The organism is Enterobacter sp. 342 (assembly GCF_036663495.1).
Lineage (GTDB): Bacteria > Pseudomonadota > Gammaproteobacteria > Enterobacterales > Enterobacteriaceae > Enterobacter.
In genome coordinates this window covers 156,942-174,738 of the sequence record NZ_JAWUEI010000007.1, presented here as the reverse complement: position 1 = coordinate 174,738, position 17,797 = coordinate 156,942, and the positions used below count along the sequence as shown (strand labels likewise).

The window sequence follows — 17,797 nt, the reverse complement described above, 5'->3', positions numbered from 1 at the left end:
TGCGTGCTGACGCTCTCTCCCTGTGAGAGAGAGCGAAAGACGATTAGCGGCCACCGCGGATCAGACCACCCATACCGCGTCGTTCCATAAACGCAGCAACCTGATGACGGACTTCAGTTGCCAGTTGCGCTTCAAGGCTGCGTTCAGCCAGCTCACGGGCATCGTCGATTTCGATATGCCGCAACAGGTATTTCACGCGGGCGACAGCGCGACCGTTCATCGACAGATGGCGGTATCCAAGACCAATCAGGATCGCGACGCACATTGAATCCCCGGCCATTTCACCGCACAGGCGTAAATCAATCCCGTACTGTTCCGCTTCACGAGCGATCATCGCTAACGCGCGGATTATCGCCGGATGCAGGCTGTCGTAGATACTGGCGACGCGGGTGTTGTTACGGTCGACGGCCAGGATATATTGCGTCAGGTCGTTCGTGCCGACGGAGATAAAATCAACACGGTTGGCCAGTTGCGGCAGCATGAAGACCATAGACGGCACTTCGAGCATCACCCCAATCCGCGGTTTCGGGATCGCGTAGCCAATCATCTCTTCGACTTCACGGCCGGCACGTTCGATCAAGCGTCGTGATTCGTCGATCTCATCAATGCTGGTGACCATCGGCAGTAAAATGCTGAGATTGCCCGTCGCGGCATTCGCGCGCAGCATCGCACGCACCTGGATCAGGAAGATCTCGGGCTGGTCGAGCGTAATACGGATCCCGCGCCAACCCAGGCACGGGTTCTCTTCGCTGATCGGCATATAGGGCAGCTGTTTATCCGCACCCACATCCAGGGTTCGCAAGGTGACAGGTTTGTCGTTAAACATCTGCAGCATCCCCTGATACTGCGCCACCTGCTCCTCTTCGGAGGGGAAACCGCTCTGCAGCATGAACGGAATTTCGGTGCGGTATAAGCCGATACCATCAATGCGACTGCCAAGCTTCTCTTCGTGTTCAGGGCTTAAGCCGGCGTTGAGCATGACTTTGATCCGCTCACCGCTCTTAAGCTGTGCGGGCAGGTTAACGTCATCTTCTGCCAGCTTGCTTAATTCATTCTCTTCGCTGATAAGACGCTGGTATTCCTGAAGCAGAACCGGCTCAGGATCAACCAACAGTTCACCGCGATAGCCGTCAACCACCAGCGTACGGCGGTGCAGTACCGACGGCTGGATATCCGCCCCCATCACGGTAGGAATACCCAATGCACGCACCATAATGGCAGCGTGTGAGTTGGCAGCACCATCGCGCACCACGACACCAGCCAGCCTGTCCTGAGGCAGTTCAGCCAGCGTCGTCGCGGAGAGTTCATCTGCGACCAGCACAAACCGTTTTGGCCAGGCATTCGGCCCCTGAATGGTGTCATCCAGATGGAACAGCAGTCGTTGTCCCAGGGTCCGGAGATCTCCCGCTCGCTCTTTCAGGTAACCATCAGTCAGTGCCGCAAATTGCTCGGCAAATTTTTCGATAACCTTTTTAACTGCCCACTCCGCGACCGAGCCTTTATCCACTTCCGCAAAAAGCTCACGACGCAGACGTGCATCGGAGAGCAGGTGCGAATAGAGATCAAAAATGGCCGCCGTCTCTTTTTGCGCACCTGCGGCAAAGCGTTTGCTGTAACGACGAAATTCATTCGCCGCCTCTTCCAGCGCAGCAGTAAGACGCTCGCGCTCAAGCGCTTCATCAAGCGTTGAGGCTTCGTAAACCTGCTCCATTAACGGTAGCGTGGCGTCCATCCAGCCTTCTGCAATCGCCACACCTGGCGATGCCGGAAGGGCGCGAATGCGCGTGTGGCGATACTGACCGAAAAGTGCGGCAAGCTGCGACTGGGAGAGGATCGCCGCCATCTGCGTGGCCAGGGTAACGAGGAAAGACTCTTCGCTTTCATCGTACTGACGCAGCTCACGCTGCTGAACAACCAGCACACCAAGCAACTGGCGACGCTGGATAATCGGCACGCCAAGAAACGCGCGGAAGCGCTCTTCTTTTACGGAAGGGATGTATTTAAAACTGGGGTGTTTTTGCGCATCGGCAAGGTTGATAGGTTCAGCCAGCCGCCCAACCAGACCCACGATACCTTCATCAAATGCGAGCGTTACGGTGCGTCCGCGTGGTTTTTTCAAACCACGGGTTGCCATCAGGTAATAGCAGCGCCGATCGTGGTCGGCCAGATACACCGAACAGACCTCGGTCTCCATCGCAAGACAGATGTCAGTGACCAGAATGTTCAGCGCCTCATTGAGACGCGGAGCACTGGCCACCTTCTCGACTATTTCTCGCAAGCGGGTGAGCATGATTTGCGTAGCTTAACCTCTTTTACGTCGCCAGGCAGGTGCGCTCTGCGGCTTAGGGGGGATCTCCTGAAGCTGCATTACCACACTTGCGAACTCTTTCATCACCCTACGGTAAACATCGCGTTTAAATGACACGACCTGACGAACAGGATACCAATAGCTTACCCAGCGCCAACCATCAAACTCCGGCGTACTGCTGGTTTGCATATTGATGTCTGAATCGTTGCCCACCAACTGCAACAGAAACCACTTCTGTTTCTGGCCGATACAAACCGGCTTTGTGTCCCAACGCACCAAACGTTTCGGTAACTTGTAACGCAACCAGTTGCGGGTCGAAGCCAGGATGCGAACATCTTTTCGGCTTAAACCGACCTCTTCAAAAAGCTCCCGGTACATCGCTTGTTCTGGGGACTCTCCTGGGTTGATCCCGCCTTGCGGGAACTGCCAGGAGTGCTGACCATATCGCCGGGCCCACATTACCTGGCCCTGACGATTACAAATTACTATTCCTACGTTCGGGCGGTAGCCATCGTCATCAATCACCGGACTACCCCAAACTAAACCTTATATATGAATGATTGTTTCACACTACAGGGAGGCGGTAAACCACTCTCTTACAGGCCTGCAACCTAATAACATTTGAATAACTCACAAATAAGTGCTGAGTTATAAACAGATAAGAGCCATCAAAGGGATTTTTATTCACCTTTTCTGTGGATATAGTTGTGAAAAAGTGTCTGATTACCGATGAACAACCTCAATCCCCGTCTTCGCCCCGCTTTCATCAATATTATATAATGATATTACTTTCATGTAGTTAAGTGTGTTATTGCAAACAAAATACAGAATAGCGTGACGATCATCACATCAGGGATCGTCGCGCTGATGAAAGATCGAACAGCGTCGGTTTTATCCACAGATTGTGCCAATAAGTTAGGCACAAATTGTCTGAAAATTCGATTTTCATCGCACGTCAAGGCTGTAAATTGAAACAGTAGTCAGGGTTATGCCCAGTTATCCCATTTTTCTGTGGATAACATGGTGTAAGATCCTGTTCATTGTCAGTGACCAGATTTGAACAACCGGTTTTTCTTCTCAGGTGAAACGATTTCAAACTAATAAAAAAACCTATAAATCATGCACATGGAATATTCGTACAGAAAAAGTTAAACTCTATCCACAGGGGACAATTTCTTCGTTTATTTTTTAATCAAAAGGTTATCTTCATGCATCCGCTTACACCCTTGCTTTCACCACCTTCCAGCGAAGGCCAGTTGCTCCAGCAGGCTCAACGCCTGGCTGGCTTTTCGCTGGGCGAGCTGGCGGCAATGGCCGGGATTCCGATCCCGAAGGATCTGAAACGGGATAAAGGCTGGACAGGCATGCTGCTTGAACTGTGGCTGGGTGCCAGTGCGGGGAGTAAACCAGAGCAAGATTTTGCGGCTCTTGGCGTAGAGTTAAAAACCATTCCCATAGACAGCCATGGGAAACCACTTGAGACCACCTTTGTCTGCGTTGCGCCATTAACCGGCAATACCGGTGTGACATGGGAAACCAGCCACGTTCGTCATAAGCTGAAACGCGTGCTTTGGGTACCGGTTGAAGGTGAACGCCACATTCCCCTGGCCGAGCGTCGCGTTGGTGCTCCGGTGCTCTGGAGCCCGAATGAAGAGGAGGAGCATCAATTGCGTCTGGACTGGGAGGAACTGATGGATATGATCGTTCTTGGACAGGTAGAGCGCATCACAGCCCGACACGGGGAAGTGTTACAGCTGCGTCCGAAGGCAGCCAACAGTAAAGCGCTTACCGAGGCGATCGGTGCGCAGGGCGAGCCAATACTAACGTTACCGCGCGGCTTTTATCTCAAAAAGAATTTCACCGGTGCGCTGCTTGCACGCCATTTTTTACTGAAAACATAGTTTTTTACTCATTTTGAGAGATCCCAAACATAATCATCTGGTTTTTAAGATTTTACCGCTTCCTCCTGTCGGTATATCGGGTTAATACTACACTATGATTTGATACCAGCCAGGTGAGGACGATAACGATGAAAAAATGGGCAGTGTTAATTTCAGCAGTCGGCTTAGCGTTTGCAGTATCGGGCTGTAGTAGTGATTATGTCATGGCGACAAAAGATGGTCGGATGATCCTGACCGACGGCAAACCCGAAGTCGATGATGATACCGGTCTGGTCAGCTACCGTGACCAGGAAGGTAATAAAATGCAGATTAATCGCGACGAAGTCTCACAAATTATCGAGCGATAAACAGAGAGAGGTCAGTCACTTGCTGGCCTTTTTGATTTTTCTCTTCCCCTTTTGCTTCCCCTCTGCCATGTTTATATTCCTTTGTCGGGAAGTTCCTGACGCGGTCTACATGTCTATTGAAGGAAGCCGGCTATGCATTATCACCGTATCCCCCACAGCTCTCTGGAGATAAGCCAACTGGGGTTGGGCACGATGACATTTGGTGAACAAAACAGCGAAGCCGATGCCCATGCACAACTCGATTATGCCGTCAGCCAGGGCATTAACCTGATTGATGTCGCAGAGATGTACCCTGTACCACCCCGTCCGGAAACACAGGGGCTTACTGAAACCTACGTCGGTAACTGGCTGACAAAACGTGGCAACCGTGAAAAGCTGGTCATTGCGTCGAAAGTCAGCGGCCCCGCGCGAAATAACGATGCCGGGATCCGTCCAAACCAGATCCTCGATCGCAAGAATATCCGTGCGGCGCTGGATGCCAGCCTGAAGCGCCTGCAAACAGATTATCTCGACCTGTACCAGGTTCACTGGCCTCAGCGTCCAACAAACTGCTTTGGTAAACTTGGCTACAGCTGGAATGAGAGCGCCCCTGCCGTTACGCTACTGGAAACGCTGGAAGCACTAACCGAGTGCCAGCGAGCGGGTAAAATCCGCTACATCGGTGTATCTAACGAAACGGCCTTTGGTGTGATGCGTTACCTGCACCTGGCGGATAAACACGATCTGCCGCGTATCGTCACCATTCAGAACCCTTATAGCCTGCTTAACCGCAGCTACGAAGTGGGACTGGCCGAAGTGACGCAGTATGAAGAAGTGGAACTGCTCGCCTATTCTTGTCTCGGCTTTGGCACGCTGACGGGGAAATACCTGAACGGTGCGAAACCGGCTGGCGCGCGTAATACCCTCTTTAGCCGCTTTACCCGCTACAGCGGTGAGCAGACGCAGAAAGCCGTTGCAGCCTATGTGGATATCGCAAAACGTCACGGTCTCGATCCTGCGCAGATGGCGCTGGCCTTCGTACGTCGTCAGCCGTTTGTTGCCAGCACCCTGCTTGGCGCGACCACTATGGAACAGTTGAAAACTAACATAGAGAGTTTCAATCTGAACCTGAGTGAAGAGGTTTTAGCGGAGATTGAAGCGGTGCATCAGGTATATACATACCCGGCACCATAGCTGGACGCTTTTGCCGGGTGGCGGCTTCGCCTGACCCGGCAAAGAGATCAACGCCGACGCTGCCAGATCCACAAGCCAGCAATCGCCAGCGCAAACAGCCCACCAAACCCGACGCCAATACCCACCACCGGCACACCTACTTTTACTGCCAGCGAGTAAAGCCCCAGCATTAACAACATCGCCAGGTTTTCACCCAGGTTTTGTACCGCAATGGCGTTGCCTGCACCGACAGTTTGCTTGCCACGTTCCTGCAGTAACGCATTCAGCGGTACCACGAAGAATCCACCCAGAATACCAATCAGGATTAGGAGGGCATAAGCTGGCAATAACGCGTGTTGCAGCGAGAAAATAAGCACGACTACGCCAATCAGGATCCCTGCCGGCATACAGCGCGCTACTGTCTCAAGCGTTACCAGTTTCGCTGCCGCCCCCGCACCAACAACAATCCCGATAGCAACCATCGCATTAAGGTAGGTTGGGGTCGCATTGTCGGTGATACCCAGCGCCACAGGCACCCATAGCACCAGCAGGAAGCGCAGCGTGACACCCGCTCCCCAGAACATACTGGTTCCCATCAGGGAGAAGCGCGTTTCACCGTTACGCCACAGCACACGACAGGCGTTGAAGAAACTGCCGGTCATCGGCTTAAAGCGCCAGGATTGTCCCGGGCGTGCCACTGGCAGCTTCGGGATAAACAGGTTAGCCACAACCGCCCCACCATACACCACCGCACAGACACCCAGAGCCGCCAGCACATGCCAGTCGGCAAGCACCCCACCCGCAACGGAGCCGAGCAGGATGGCCGCAATGGTGGAAGACTCCATCAGACCATTGGCTTTCACCAGCTTATCACCCGTTGTCAGCTCTCCGAGGATGCCATATTTCGCCGGAGAGTAAGCGGCGGCGCCAATGCCCACCAGCGTATAACCAATGAACGGATTAAAACCAAAACAAATGCTTGCGGCACCCAGTAATTTCAGTCCGTTAGCAAACATCATCACCCGGCCTTTCGGGAAACTGTCCGCCACCTGCCCTACAAAGGGAGCAAAGATAATGTAAGCACCCACAAACACCATCTGCAGGATCGGCTGACTCCAGTCGGGGTAAAACTCGGCTTTCAGCAGCGCCAGAGTGGCAAACAGAAGCGCATTATCACCGAATGCAGAGAGAAACTGCGCGGCGATAACCGCCATCATGCCTTTTGATCTGAGCGATGTATTAGTGTGTACTGACTCACGCATTTTGCTGTTCCGCCTGTTCAACCATGCTCTTCAGGGTCACGAAATCGGGCTTCCCACTGCCCAGTACCGGGAGTTGCTTCAGATAACGAATATCACGCGGCACCGCCAGCTCAGGAATACCATGCTCACGCGCATGTTTGAGCAGCTGCTCGCGCTTAAGCTCGCTGTCAGTGGTATACAGGACCAGCGCTTCGCCTTTGCTGGCATCACTCTTCACCACTGTCGCATGCTGTTTGTCAGCGGACACAGCCGTCGCCAGTTGTTCAACCATTTCCAGAGAGACCATTTCACCGGCGATTTTGGCGAAGCGTTTTTCACGCCCCTGGATCTGCACGAAACCTTGTTCATCAAAACGGACAATATCACCGGTGTCATACCATCCTGTTTCGACCTCACCCTTAACGTTTTCCGCCGTCGGCGCTTCCAGCACACCCGGGTTTTCCACACGCAGATAACCGTTCATCACGTTTGGCCCTTTGAGCTGCAGGCGGCCACCGTCCTCAATGCCTGGCACAGCCAGCAAGCGTGCATCCATCCCCGGCAAAATTCGGCCAACCGTACCCGGTTTTGCTGCCATTGGCACGTTAATCGAGACTACCGGTGCGCACTCGGTAACACCATAGCCTTCAAGAATGCGCAAACCAAACTTGTCCTGCCAGATTTGACGCGTACTCTCTTGCAGTTTTTCTGCGCCAGCTACCACATACCGCACACGATAAAAATCATACGGGTTGGCGAAACGCGCATAGTTACCCAGGAAAGTGGAGGTTCCGAACAGGACGGTGCAGTTACGGTCATACACCAGCTCCGGTACAATGCGGTAATGCAGCGGGCTTGGATAGAGGAACACTTCAGCACCGGTCAGCAGCGGCGTAAACAGCCCCACCGTCAGACCAAAGGAGTGGAACAGCGGGAGCGCGGACATAAAACGGTCATTCGCAGTAAAGTCTGCAATGCTTTTGATCTGCTCGACGTTCGCCAGAATACTCTTGTGACTGTGGACGACACCTTTCGGGTTGCCCTCTGAACCCGAAGTGAAGAGGATAATCGCATCATCTTCCGGCTGCTGTTTGACCTGCGCCAGACGCGGCATCAGCAGGTGCGCAAAAATCCACAGCTTGTCGCCGGTGGTCACGTCCGCTTTCAGATCTTCCAGGAAGACCCAGCGTACCTGGGTAAGTTGTTCAGGAAGATGCCAGAGTTTGCCTTTATCGAGGAACTGGCGGGAGGTAAAGACGGTGTTAATCTGAGCGGCGGTGATGGCGCTGGTCAGCCCCTTCACACCCGCCGTGTAGTTCATCATCGCCGGTATACGGCCCCGAGAAACAGCGCCAAAAATCACCGCCGCGCTGATGCCAGCGTTAGGCAGCATCAGACCAATCTTTTCACCCTTCTTACTGTATTTTTCCAGAATGCGGCCCACAAACAGGGTCTTGGTCAGCAGTTTGCGATAGGTATCCGGGGTAAAGTTGATGTCTTCAATACAGTTTTTCTTCGCGCCATAACGGTGCTGTGCCGAAAGAAGAGATTCATACAGCGTTTCGCGCGGACGAACGGCCATACGCGCTTCCATCATAATCTGATGCAGCATTTCACCCGCGATTTTACGACGATCGCGGGCACGCGGCGCGTCAGGCATCGGTAACGAGGTCGGCGGCAGAATATGCAGCGTGATTTTGGGGAACAGGCGTTGCTTTACCAGTCCCTTAAGACGGCTGAAGCGGGTTAACTCCGCCCCTTCAATACGCAGTGGTACCACAGTCGCTTTTGACTTCGCCGCCACAAACCCCGCGCCGTCGTAAATTTTCATCAGCGAGCCTGTCACCGAAATGCGTCCCTCAGGGAAAATGACCACCGGACGCCCCTGCTCCACCAGACGTACCAGATGTTTAATCATCATCGGTTTTGTCGGGTCGAGCGGCACGAAATCAATCAGCGGCGTGAGACAGCGCATGTACCACTGCTGGCTGACGGAGGTATAAACCGCAAACACCGGACGCACAGGCAAAAACAGCGCCAGTAAAATGCCATCTATAAAGGACACATGGTTTGGTGTGATAAGAACGCGTTCGCCGCGAAGCGCCTGGGCATCGCCAGTGACGCGGATTCGAAAAAGAATACGGAAAAGTGTACGGAAGAACCCAAATAGCATCTCAACTCCCTTTGCCAGCCAGTGTGAAGGGTTGATAGTAAATGGTGGCAGATTACACGAGAAGTGATACAGGAGCGACAGCTAAAGTGGAGGCGAAAAAAAACCTGCGCATCCGCGCAGGTTGGTGCAAGAGATGAGTACGAAACCGTACTAAGAATTCTCACCAATCAATACCTCTGGGATCTCAACTCTATCAACCTCTTTAACTTCCTCGCCATCGGACAATCGCAACAGCCTGAGGCAAAGTGTAACTAAAGGTTCAGATTGACATTATTCAGACATGACTGGTCGTGTAACGATTACACCGTCAGGGTTGTTCTGCGTCACGTTTGTGGAGAACTGAAATCCACTCCCCTTGAATGCGTACCGCTTTTCCGCAACACTACCGGGTGTGTAAACGCTTACCCCCACTAAGAAGGTAATTAATGGCGACAATAAAGGATGTGGCCCGTCTGGCAGGAGTTTCGGTGGCAACCGTCTCGCGCGTGATTAACGACTCACCTAAAGCCAGTGACGCATCACGCCAGGCTGTGCAAAGCGCCATGGAATCCCTGAACTACCATCCCAATGCCAATGCCCGCGCGCTCGCCCAGCAGTCCACTGAAACCATTGGGCTGGTCGTGGGTGATGTGTCTGATCCCTTTTTCGGCGCGATGGTTAAAGCGGTGGAGCAAGTGTCTTATCAGACAGGCAATTTTTTGCTGATTGGTAATGGCTACCATAATGAACAAAAAGAACGCCAGGCCATTGAACAGCTTATCCGCCACCGCTGCGCGGCGCTGGTTGTTCACGCCAAAATGCTTCCCGATGCTGAACTTATTCATCTGATGAAGCAGATCCCCGGCATGGTGATCATCAACCGTATTATTCCCGGGTTTGAAAAACGCTGCGTGGCGCTCGACGACCGCTATGGCGCCTGGCTCGCCACCCGCCATCTGATTCAACAGGGACACACACGAATTGGTTATCTCTGTTCAAACCACCCCATTTCTGATGCGGAAGATCGACTGCAAGGCTACTACGATGCCTTGCGCGAAAACGATCTACCGTGTAATGACCGTCTCGTAGCCTACGGTGAGCCGGATGAGAGCGGCGGTGAGCAGGCCATGACTGAGTTGCTTGGCCGCGGACGAAATTTCACCGCCGTTGCCTGCTATAACGACTCCATGGCCGCCGGGGCAATGGGGGTGCTAAATGACAACGGGATTGAAGTGCCGTCAGAAATTTCACTCATTGGTTTTGATGATGTGCTGGTCTCCCGTTACGTGCGCCCGCGCCTGACAACGGTACGTTACCCGATCATCACGATGGCAACACAAGCCGCAGAGCTGGCGTTAGCGCTGGCTGAGAAACGCCAGCCACCGGACATTACCCATCTCTTCAGCCCGACTTTAGTGCGTCGTCACTCCGTAGCATCGCCTGCAGAAGCAGGAGAGGAATAGCGGTAAAGGTGTACCGTTTTATTCGGGTACTCCAGTGCATCGCCAATATACTGCCAGCCGTAACGTTCATAGAAGTCACGGCAGGCAGACCACAAATGCAGCTCGCGATACCCTGCCTGAGCAGCATAGGTCATAACATGCTGCTGGAGTTGCCCGGCTAACCCTTTGCCACGCGCCGCTTCGTCAACGTACAACGCCGCCAGCCACGGGAAGAGATCCTGCCGGGTGATCAGATCGCAGCGCCAGAGCCCCACCGTGCCAAGAAGCTGTTCGTTTTGCACAGCAATAAAGGTCAATGGCAAGGCACCCGCCGTCTGGCTGTGCTCAACAATGCTATGAAAAAACGCCCGGGGAAGCCCCTCACCAAAGGCGTGCCAGATCCAGTCGGTCACTTGCTCCGCATACTGCGGTGCGGCGTAAAGCGGCAGAATGTCAGCCTTATCCATGTTTTACCTGCGTTTTTCAGTTCGATATTCAGGCCTGATGCCCCCCGGCCAGTTTGTTCACTATTTTACCAGAACCCGGCCATTTTCGTTGACTGCGGGCAGGCCGTTATGTCGACGGGCGGATCGTTACCAAAAAGCGTGATCGTGGCAGAAGTTTTGCGTCCCCCGCATCGCTTATACGCTGCGAGGTCTGTGTTAAACTGCAGACCATTACGTGGAAGCAGGAATGTAGAATGGCAACAATGCTGGATGTCTCACTGCGTGCGGGCGTGTCGAAGGCCACGGTATCGCGCGTACTGAACGGCACAGGTCAGGTTAAAGAGAGTACGCGTCAGCAAGTGTTTGCTGCGATGGAAGAGCTGGGTTACCGCCCGAACTTTCTCGCGCGTTCACTGGCTAACCAGACCAGTAACAGCATTGGTCTGGTCGTATCAACCTTCGATGGCTTTTACTTTGGTCGCCTTCTGCAACAGGCATCGCGGCAGACTGAAACCCACGGGAAACAGCTGATCGTCACGGATGGACACGACGCGCCGGAGCAGGAAGAGCAGGCAGTGCAGATGCTGGCCGATCGCAAATGTGATGCCATTGTGCTGTACACGCGCTATATGAGCGAAAAAGCGATTATCAAACTGATGAATACCGTGCAAACCCCGCTGGTGGTCATCAACCGTGAAGTCAGCCAGGCGCCGGATCGCTGCGTTTTCTTCGAACAACAGGATGCTGCCTTTAAGGCAGTGGATTACCTGATCAATCAGGGTCACCGGGAGATCGCCTGTATCACCGTCCCGATCCATACCCCAACCGGGAAAGCGAGACTGATGGGCTACCGTAAGGCGCTGGAAAAGCACGGCATTCGTCTGGACGAACGCCGGGTAAAGTATGGCGATGCGGGAATGACGCGGGGATATGAGCTGTGTAAAGAGCTCATTGCCGATGGTGTGTCGTTTAGCGCCCTGTTTGCCTGTAATGATGATATGGCGCTGGGTGCATCCAAAGCGTTACACCAGGCGGGGCTTAAGATCCCGCAGGATATTTCGCTGTTTGGTTTTGACGACGCCCCAAGCGCGAAATGGCTGGAACCTGCACTTTCATCGGTTTATCTGCCCATCGACAATATGATTGTCACTGCTATCGATCAGGCCATCAGGCTGGCAAAAAACCAGCCCGTCGATGCGATCCCACCGTTTACCGGCACGCTGGTACTTCGCGATTCGGTCACCACGGGGCCGTACTTTAATCAAATGAGTTCCAGTGTCAGCAGTTCCTGAATGGTCTGGCGACGGCGGATCAGCCGTGCCTTGCCGTTATCAAACAGCACTTCCGGCAGCAGCGGGCGACTATTGTAGTTAGATGACATAGAAGCCCCGTAGGCACCGGTATCGTGCAGTACAAGATAATCGCCCGGTTTGACCTCTGGCAGCGCGCGGGTTTCCACTTTGCCACCTTCCTGCTGAGTGAACACGTCACCCGATTCACACAGCGGCCCCGCAACGACCGTCTCACGGCGCGGTGCGTGCGTTAAATCGTGACCATCGGCAGCCAGTGCCGTTATGTGGTGATAGCTGCCGTACATGGACGGACGCATCAGATCGTTAAAACCGGCATCAATCAACACGAAATGGCGTGAACCCATCTCTTTCACACTGCGTACCTGCGCCACCAATACACCGGCTTCGGCAACCAGGAAACGACCCGGCTCAATTTCCAGTTTCACAGCGTGACCAAGATGCGCAGCGATCTGGTCACGCGCGGCGCTCCACAGACCGTAATAGTGATCGGTATCGATCGCCTCTTCACCTTCACGGTAAGGAATAGAAAGCCCGCCACCTGCAGAGATGGCCTCCAGATCCTGACCAAAATCGACAACCTGACGCACCATTGCCCCGCAGACCTGCTCAAGATGAGCATAATCCACGCCAGAGCCAATGTGCATATGAATGCCGACCAGCTTCAGGTTATAACGCTGCAACACGTCAAGCGCGGCTGGCATATCGGCATACCAGATACCGTGTTTGCTGTTTTCGCCGCCGGTGTTGGTTTTTTGGCTATGACCATGACCAAAGCCCGGGTTCACACGTAACCAGACGCGATGACCTGGCGAAACCTGGCCTAGCTGCTCAAGCATATCCACAGACCCGGCATTCACCGGTACCTGCAATTCATGTACGCGCGCAAGCGTCGCATCGTCGATCACATCGGCAGTGAAGACGATCGCATCTGGATCGGCTTTCGGATCAAACCCGGCCACCAGCGCACGCTCGATTTCACCCAGTGAAACGGAATCCACTTTTACGCCCTGCTCACGCATCAGGCGCAGAATGTGAATATTGGAGCATGCCTTTTGAGCAAAGCGCACCACGTCAAACTGATGGAGAGCGGCGATCTTCTCGCGAACGATCTGCGCGTCGTAGACCCAAACCGGACAGCCAAACTCGGCTGGCAAGCGCAGCAGGTTTTCAGCGTTCAAATCGGTATCAGTCTGGTTGAGTGGGCGTGGCATGGTCTTCTCCGGATAAATTCATTTTTTATGATTACGCCACAGCGGAAAAAGAATAAAAAATATCGTTTTATCGAGAGTCTATGCAAAAATGATATGGATACTCGTCTGCTTTCAGGTGCCCTATGCCCGCCGTCAACTTACGCCATATTGAGATTTTTCACGCTGTGATGACCACCGGTAATCTCACCGAAGCCGCGCAGATGCTGCATACCTCACAGCCGACAGTGAGCCGGGAACTGGCACGCTTCGAGCAAGTACTTGGGTTGAAGCTGTTTGAACGCACCCGTGGCAGGTTACACCCAACGGTGCAAGGGTTGCGTCTGTTCGAGGAAGTTCAGCGCTCCTGGTACGGGCTGGACCGAATTGTCAGCGCGGCGGAAAGCTTACGTGAATTTCGCCAGGGCGAGTTGTCGATTGTCTGTCTGCCCGTGTTTTCGCAGTCGTTTCTGCCGATGCTGATACAGCCTTTTCTGGCCCGTTATCCCGAGGTGAACCTCACCATCGTCCCGCAGGAGTCACCGTTGCTTGAAGAGTGGCTTTCGGCGCAGCGTCATGATCTGGGATTAACCGAAACCCTCGCCACACCGGCGGGAACGCAGCGCACAGAATTACTGGCGTTAGATGAGGTCTGCGTCCTGCCTGCGGGTCATCCCCTGGCTAAAAAAAGCGTCCTGACCCCTGTGGATTTCCACGGCGAGAACTACATTAGCCTGTCACAGACGGACAGCTACCGACAGCTGCTGGATATGCTCTTTACCGAGCATCAGGTGAAACGAAGAATGGTGGTCGAAACGCACAGTGCAGCATCTATTTGCGCAATGGTTCGTGCAGGCGTGGGCGTCTCAGTGGTTAATCCGCTCACGGCGCTGGATTATGCGGGAAGTGGAATTGTGGTTCGACAGTTTAGCGTTTCAGTCCCCTTTACCGTCAGCCTGATCCGCCCGCTGCATCGCCCGGCCTCTGCGCTGGTAGAAGCGTTCAGCGAACATCTACAAAGTGGGCTAAGCACGCTAACCGCACAACTGAAGAAGGTGCTGGAAAAGACGCCCGACTAAACCAGCGGGCGTCCTCTGACTCAGTTAAAACGCTTAGCCACAGCGGCAACACGCTCACCGAATTTTACTGCCGTTTGCAGATCGCCGCTGGCAATCGCGCCAGCATCCGCATCTGACGGAGACTGTACCAGCAGCCCGACAGAGCCACCGAGGTTGTTGATATCCTGACGCGTTGCAGCCTGCGTATTCGATGGTGGCAGACCCAGGCTCACCCAGATCCCACCATGCTGCGATGCCAGCGTTTGCAGGTATTGCAGGGAAACTTGCTTGTCACCGTTAAGGCTCGCACTGTTACTGAAGCCCGCAAACACTTTGTCCTGCCAGCTGCGTACGAACCAGGCTTTAGAGGTGGCATCAGCAAATTTCTTAAACTGCCACGGCACACCGCCCATGTAAGTTGGTGCGCCAAAAATAATCGCCTTTGCTTCGTTCAATTTTTGCCAGTCGCTTTCCTGAATTTCACCATTGCTGTCGATGGCAATCAGTTCAGCCTGCGCGCCCTCTGCGACTGTTTCAGCAACACGTTGGGTGTGGCCGTAGCCAGAATAATAGATAACTACAACGCTCATAATAGATCTCCTGATGCAATATTGCCTTGTGAGTCAAAAGTTTAAGACGGTTTTAAAATTGCTCTGCGAGCAGTTGCCATTTTCGGTTCCCTGGTATCAAATAGAAACCTTACGTCGTTTTATACACGCAAATATTCGCGGGCGTAAGAAGGCACTTTTACCTCACCTGGTTACCTCGAGGGAACCACCATGACTGAGTCTGTTGTACTGAAAAAGGAGATGCCTCCTTATAACGTGTTCGATGAACGCTGCCCTACCCGCGACGTGCTGGCGCGTATCGCCGACAAATGGGCGCTGCTGATCCTCGCGCGTCTTGAAAACGGACCAATGCGCTTTAACCATCTGCAACGGGATATTCAGCGGATCACCAAAAAGGTACTGACCCAGGCATTACGCAAGCTGGAACGCGATGGGCTGGTTTCACGTGAGGTTTTCGCGACGGTACCGGTGACAGTGGAGTACAGTCTGACGCCGCTGGGACAGGCGCTAACCGAAACAGTGACCGTGCTGGCACACTGGGTGGAAAGTAATATGGATGCGATTGTGGCGGCGCAATCCGCTTATGACGCCGCCAATGCACAGACCTGAGCCGGGACGTTCCCGGGGCAAGCCCGCTCAGGAGAGCATAAACTCCACGGCATCGGCAGCATGAATCGCTGTGGTATCAAACACCGGGATTGAACTACGCGCTACCGGAACCAGTAAGCCGATCTCAGTACAGCCAAAGATCACACCTTCTGCCCCCTGCTGTGCAAGCTTCTCGATCACGCTGACGTAATACGCGCGGGAAGGTTCACTGAATGTCCCCAGGCAAAGCTCATCAAAGATAATCTGATTGATGCGTGCCCGGTCAGCCTCATCAGGGATCAGGCTTTCAATCCCAAACTCACTACTCAAGCGACCGCGATAGAAATCCTGCTCCATGGTATAGCGCGTACCCAGCAGTGCCACACGCGACATTCCGGATGCAGCAATTTTACGCCCGGTCGCATCGGCGATATGCAGGAAGGGCAGCGAGCAACGCTCTTCGATCCGGGAAGCGACTTTATGCATGGTGTTCGTACAGAGCAAAATTCCCTCTGCTCCCGCACGCTCCAGCCCCAGCGCCGCCTGTGCCAGGATCTCCCCGGCTTTATCCCATTCACCGTTCGACTGGCAGGCCTCGATTTCATGGAAATTAACGCTGTGCAGCAGCAGGCTTGCGGAGTGCAGGCCGCCCAGACGCTGCTTTACCCCTTCATTAATCAGGCGGTAATAGGGGATTGTCGATTCCCAGCTCATCCCACCTAACAGGCCGATCGTTTTCATCATCCCTCCTTATCTCTGTTCTCTCTTTTAACACAACCGGCGCCAATAAAAAAAGGCGCTGTATTCAGCGCCTTTTTAACCTGCAGAGTTTATTCCGTCACCGGCTCCGTCAGCGGGTTACGTGTGAGCATCGCTTCGCGCAATAAAACGCTGCCGCAAGCAAAAAGACCACCAAGTATAGTCGCCAGAAGGACAATCAGCGCTTTGCCTGGACCATCTTTCTTCACCGGCATGGAAGGCGAAAGCTGGTAGCGGAATGGTTCAAGTTTGATATCTGAGAAGGACAATTTTTTCAGCTGCGCCAGGTAGAATTCCCGGTTCTGGAAGTCCGCATTCAACTCGGTCACGTCCTTCAGATTTTTTTCAATCTGCAGTTTTTGCGCAATACCGTCAGACCCAAGCGCAACGGAGTAATCCGGGTCATCTTTTACTGCCTGCCCGTTGCTATAGACCGGCTTCTTAATCCCTGCCGCATTTGCCACTTTCAGCGAATAATTAAGTCGCTGCAGGTTGGTGTTGTGAGCATTGGTCAGACGGACACGATCCAGTTCCAGCTGCTGCTCAACAGCCTTTGTTTTCAGGGCGATCTGATTACGGATGTTCTGCAGTGTCTCTTTTTCGACAATAGCTGCAATATAATTGATATATCCCTCCAGGACAGTTTGCGCATCACCAGCCTGAGGTGCTGTGAAGCTCAATGTCCATGAGACATAAGGCATTTTTTCCGCGTCTTTCGCCTGCGTGTCATTCACTGCTTTCATTTTGTCTGAGATATTGACGATAGCACGATGCAGTTCGAGTGGATCGACCTCGGCGTCTTTAAGCTGCGACATCACGTAAGAAGAGGATTTCAGATACTCTTCAAGCAATGACTGCGACTGAAACTTTTTAATAAACAGATCAAAGACTTCCGGGCGGGAAATCTTCGCATCCACGTCAAGCACCTGTAGCGTAACCATCATCTGGCGTAATGGGTTCCACTGCGACTGTTCTGCCTGAGTGATCACCGCTTTACTGGTCCATTTCTGCGGCAGCAAAAATGAAACGGCCAGCCCCACCAGTGCAAACGCAAGAGTGACGGCGATGATGCGTTTTTTTGCCGCAAAAAGCACCTCTAATAGTCCCAAAAGATCTATTTCTTTGGTGTTTACAGCTGGGGTTGCATAGCGGGGAAAATCAAGATCGGTGCTTTTTTTGATATCCATCTCAGACATAACCATTCTTCTTTATAGGACGCTGTGCATATTGCGCAATCAATAAGAGTGGTCCGATGATACAATATCTTCAGAATTATCTTAAGTTCAAATCCCTCTATTTAGCTCCCCCTGCCAGAGTTGGTAGTGAGTTTCATC

General features: G+C 53.2%; 16 protein-coding genes. 7 read left to right on the top strand and 9 right to left on the bottom strand.

Annotated features, from left to right (window positions below; translation table 11 throughout):
• Positions 1-43: 43 nt before the first annotated feature.
• Entirely contained in the window at positions 44-2,290 is a 2,247-nt protein-coding gene (gene ptsP / locus V6E55_RS08420) for a phosphoenolpyruvate--protein phosphotransferase (protein WP_114978581.1), read from the bottom strand.
• Positions 2,291-2,302: 12 nt separating this feature from the next.
• Entirely contained in the window at positions 2,303-2,833 is a 531-nt protein-coding gene (rppH, locus tag V6E55_RS08415; protein ID WP_013098553.1) for an RNA pyrophosphohydrolase, read from the bottom strand.
• Between the two features lie 683 nt (positions 2,834-3,516).
• Here rppH and mutH point away from each other — a divergent pair.
• The 3 genes from mutH (at position 3,517) to V6E55_RS08400 (ending at position 5,729) form a co-directional block, all read left to right on the top strand.
• Positions 3,517-4,209: a DNA mismatch repair endonuclease MutH gene (mutH, locus tag V6E55_RS08410; RefSeq protein ID WP_114978580.1), complete on the top strand. Its 693-nt coding sequence runs from the start codon at positions 3,517-3,519 to the stop codon at positions 4,207-4,209.
• Between the two features lie 128 nt (positions 4,210-4,337).
• Positions 4,338-4,556, top strand: a complete 219-nt coding sequence (locus V6E55_RS08405) for a YgdI/YgdR family lipoprotein (RefSeq protein ID WP_114978579.1) — start codon at positions 4,338-4,340, stop codon at positions 4,554-4,556.
• A gap of 132 nt (positions 4,557-4,688) precedes the next feature.
• Entirely contained in the window at positions 4,689-5,729 is a 1,041-nt protein-coding gene (locus tag V6E55_RS08400; protein ID WP_114978578.1) for an NADP(H)-dependent aldo-keto reductase, read from the top strand.
• A 47-nt stretch (positions 5,730-5,776) separates the two neighbouring features.
• Here the strand turns inward: V6E55_RS08400 and lplT are convergent, their stop codons facing one another.
• Both lplT and aas read right to left on the bottom strand, forming a co-directional pair.
• Entirely contained in the window at positions 5,777-6,970 is a 1,194-nt protein-coding gene (gene lplT, locus V6E55_RS08395) for a lysophospholipid transporter LplT (RefSeq protein WP_028016918.1), read from the bottom strand.
• Entirely contained in the window at positions 6,963-9,122 is a 2,160-nt protein-coding gene (gene aas, locus V6E55_RS08390) for a bifunctional acyl-ACP--phospholipid O-acyltransferase/long-chain-fatty-acid--ACP ligase (protein ID WP_316942574.1), read from the bottom strand. Before aas ends, lplT begins: the two co-directional genes overlap by 8 nt.
• 425 nt (positions 9,123-9,547) lie before the next feature.
• Here aas and galR point away from each other — a divergent pair, with 425 nt between their 5' ends.
• Positions 9,548-10,564 carry an HTH-type transcriptional regulator GalR gene (galR, locus tag V6E55_RS08385; protein ID WP_316942572.1) on the top strand — a complete coding sequence of 339 codons (1,017 nt, stop codon included), beginning with the start codon at positions 9,548-9,550 and terminating at the stop codon, positions 10,562-10,564.
• On the opposite strand, the gene V6E55_RS08380 is transcribed toward galR, so the two are convergent.
• Positions 10,525-11,010 (bottom strand): GNAT family N-acetyltransferase, encoded by a 486-nt coding sequence (locus V6E55_RS08380; RefSeq protein WP_236921162.1) that lies wholly within the window; start codon positions 11,008-11,010, stop codon positions 10,525-10,527. The two genes, galR and V6E55_RS08380, sit on opposite strands and share 40 nt — an antisense overlap.
• 233 nt (positions 11,011-11,243) lie before the next feature.
• Between V6E55_RS08380 and V6E55_RS08375 the strand changes: the two genes are divergently transcribed.
• Positions 11,244-12,281, top strand: coding sequence for a LacI family DNA-binding transcriptional regulator (locus tag V6E55_RS08375; RefSeq protein WP_114978574.1), 1,038 nt, complete (start codon positions 11,244-11,246; stop codon positions 12,279-12,281).
• On the opposite strand, the gene lysA is transcribed toward V6E55_RS08375, so the two are convergent.
• Complete coding sequence (gene lysA / locus V6E55_RS08370) at positions 12,251-13,513, bottom strand: diaminopimelate decarboxylase (RefSeq protein WP_316942570.1); 1,263 nt, start codon at positions 13,511-13,513, stop codon at positions 12,251-12,253. The two genes, V6E55_RS08375 and lysA, sit on opposite strands and share 31 nt — an antisense overlap.
• A 122-nt stretch (positions 13,514-13,635) precedes the next feature.
• Here lysA and V6E55_RS08365 point away from each other — a divergent pair, with 122 nt between their 5' ends.
• Positions 13,636-14,568 carry a LysR family transcriptional regulator gene (locus tag V6E55_RS08365; protein WP_236921160.1) on the top strand — a complete coding sequence of 311 codons (933 nt, stop codon included), beginning with the start codon at positions 13,636-13,638 and terminating at the stop codon, positions 14,566-14,568.
• Between the two features lie 20 nt (positions 14,569-14,588).
• Here V6E55_RS08365 and V6E55_RS08360 read toward each other — a convergent pair whose 3' ends face one another.
• Positions 14,589-15,137, bottom strand: a complete 549-nt coding sequence (locus tag V6E55_RS08360) for a flavodoxin family protein (protein WP_028016925.1) — start codon at positions 15,135-15,137, stop codon at positions 14,589-14,591.
• A gap of 189 nt (positions 15,138-15,326) precedes the next feature.
• Between V6E55_RS08360 and V6E55_RS08355 the strand changes: the two genes are divergently transcribed.
• Positions 15,327-15,725, top strand: a complete 399-nt coding sequence (locus tag V6E55_RS08355) for a winged helix-turn-helix transcriptional regulator (protein ID WP_237995180.1) — start codon at positions 15,327-15,329, stop codon at positions 15,723-15,725.
• 27 nt (positions 15,726-15,752) lie between these two features.
• Here V6E55_RS08355 and V6E55_RS08350 read toward each other — a convergent pair whose 3' ends face one another.
• Entirely contained in the window at positions 15,753-16,445 is a 693-nt protein-coding gene (locus V6E55_RS08350) for an aspartate/glutamate racemase (protein ID WP_316942585.1), read from the bottom strand.
• An 89-nt stretch (positions 16,446-16,534) separates the two neighbouring features.
• On the bottom strand, positions 16,535-17,659 hold the full coding sequence (gene wzz(fepE) / locus V6E55_RS08345) for an LPS O-antigen length regulator Wzz(fepE) (protein WP_236921159.1): 1,125 nt from the start codon (positions 17,657-17,659) through the stop codon (positions 16,535-16,537).
• Positions 17,660-17,797 lie beyond the last annotated feature (138 nt).

Excerpts from the sequence above, each read along its gene's own strand:
- V6E55_RS08375 (WP_114978574.1), top strand. The coding sequence starts at position 11,244 with ATGGCAACAATGCTGGATGTCTCACTGCGTGCGGGCGTGTCGAAGGCC.
- V6E55_RS08360 (WP_028016925.1), bottom strand. The coding sequence starts at position 15,137 with ATGAGCGTTGTAGTTATCTATTATTCTGGCTACGGCCACACCCAACGT.
- V6E55_RS08405 (WP_114978579.1), top strand. The coding sequence starts at position 4,338 with ATGAAAAAATGGGCAGTGTTAATTTCAGCAGTCGGCTTAGCGTTTGCA.
- galR (WP_316942572.1), top strand. The coding sequence starts at position 9,548 with ATGGCGACAATAAAGGATGTGGCCCGTCTGGCAGGAGTTTCGGTGGCA.
- ptsP (WP_114978581.1), bottom strand. The coding sequence starts at position 2,290 with ATGCTCACCCGCTTGCGAGAAATAGTCGAGAAGGTGGCCAGTGCTCCG.
- lysA (WP_316942570.1), bottom strand. The coding sequence starts at position 13,513 with ATGCCACGCCCACTCAACCAGACTGATACCGATTTGAACGCTGAAAAC.
- lplT (WP_028016918.1), bottom strand. The coding sequence starts at position 6,970 with ATGCGTGAGTCAGTACACACTAATACATCGCTCAGATCAAAAGGCATG.
- aas (WP_316942574.1), bottom strand. The coding sequence starts at position 9,122 with ATGCTATTTGGGTTCTTCCGTACACTTTTCCGTATTCTTTTTCGAATC.
- V6E55_RS08350 (WP_316942585.1), bottom strand. The coding sequence starts at position 16,445 with ATGAAAACGATCGGCCTGTTAGGTGGGATGAGCTGGGAATCGACAATC.
- V6E55_RS08380 (WP_236921162.1), bottom strand. The coding sequence starts at position 11,010 with ATGGATAAGGCTGACATTCTGCCGCTTTACGCCGCACCGCAGTATGCG.
- V6E55_RS08355 (WP_237995180.1), top strand. The coding sequence starts at position 15,327 with ATGACTGAGTCTGTTGTACTGAAAAAGGAGATGCCTCCTTATAACGTG.
- V6E55_RS08365 (WP_236921160.1), top strand. The coding sequence starts at position 13,636 with ATGCCCGCCGTCAACTTACGCCATATTGAGATTTTTCACGCTGTGATG.
- mutH (WP_114978580.1), top strand. The coding sequence starts at position 3,517 with ATGCATCCGCTTACACCCTTGCTTTCACCACCTTCCAGCGAAGGCCAG.
- V6E55_RS08400 (WP_114978578.1), top strand. The coding sequence starts at position 4,689 with ATGCATTATCACCGTATCCCCCACAGCTCTCTGGAGATAAGCCAACTG.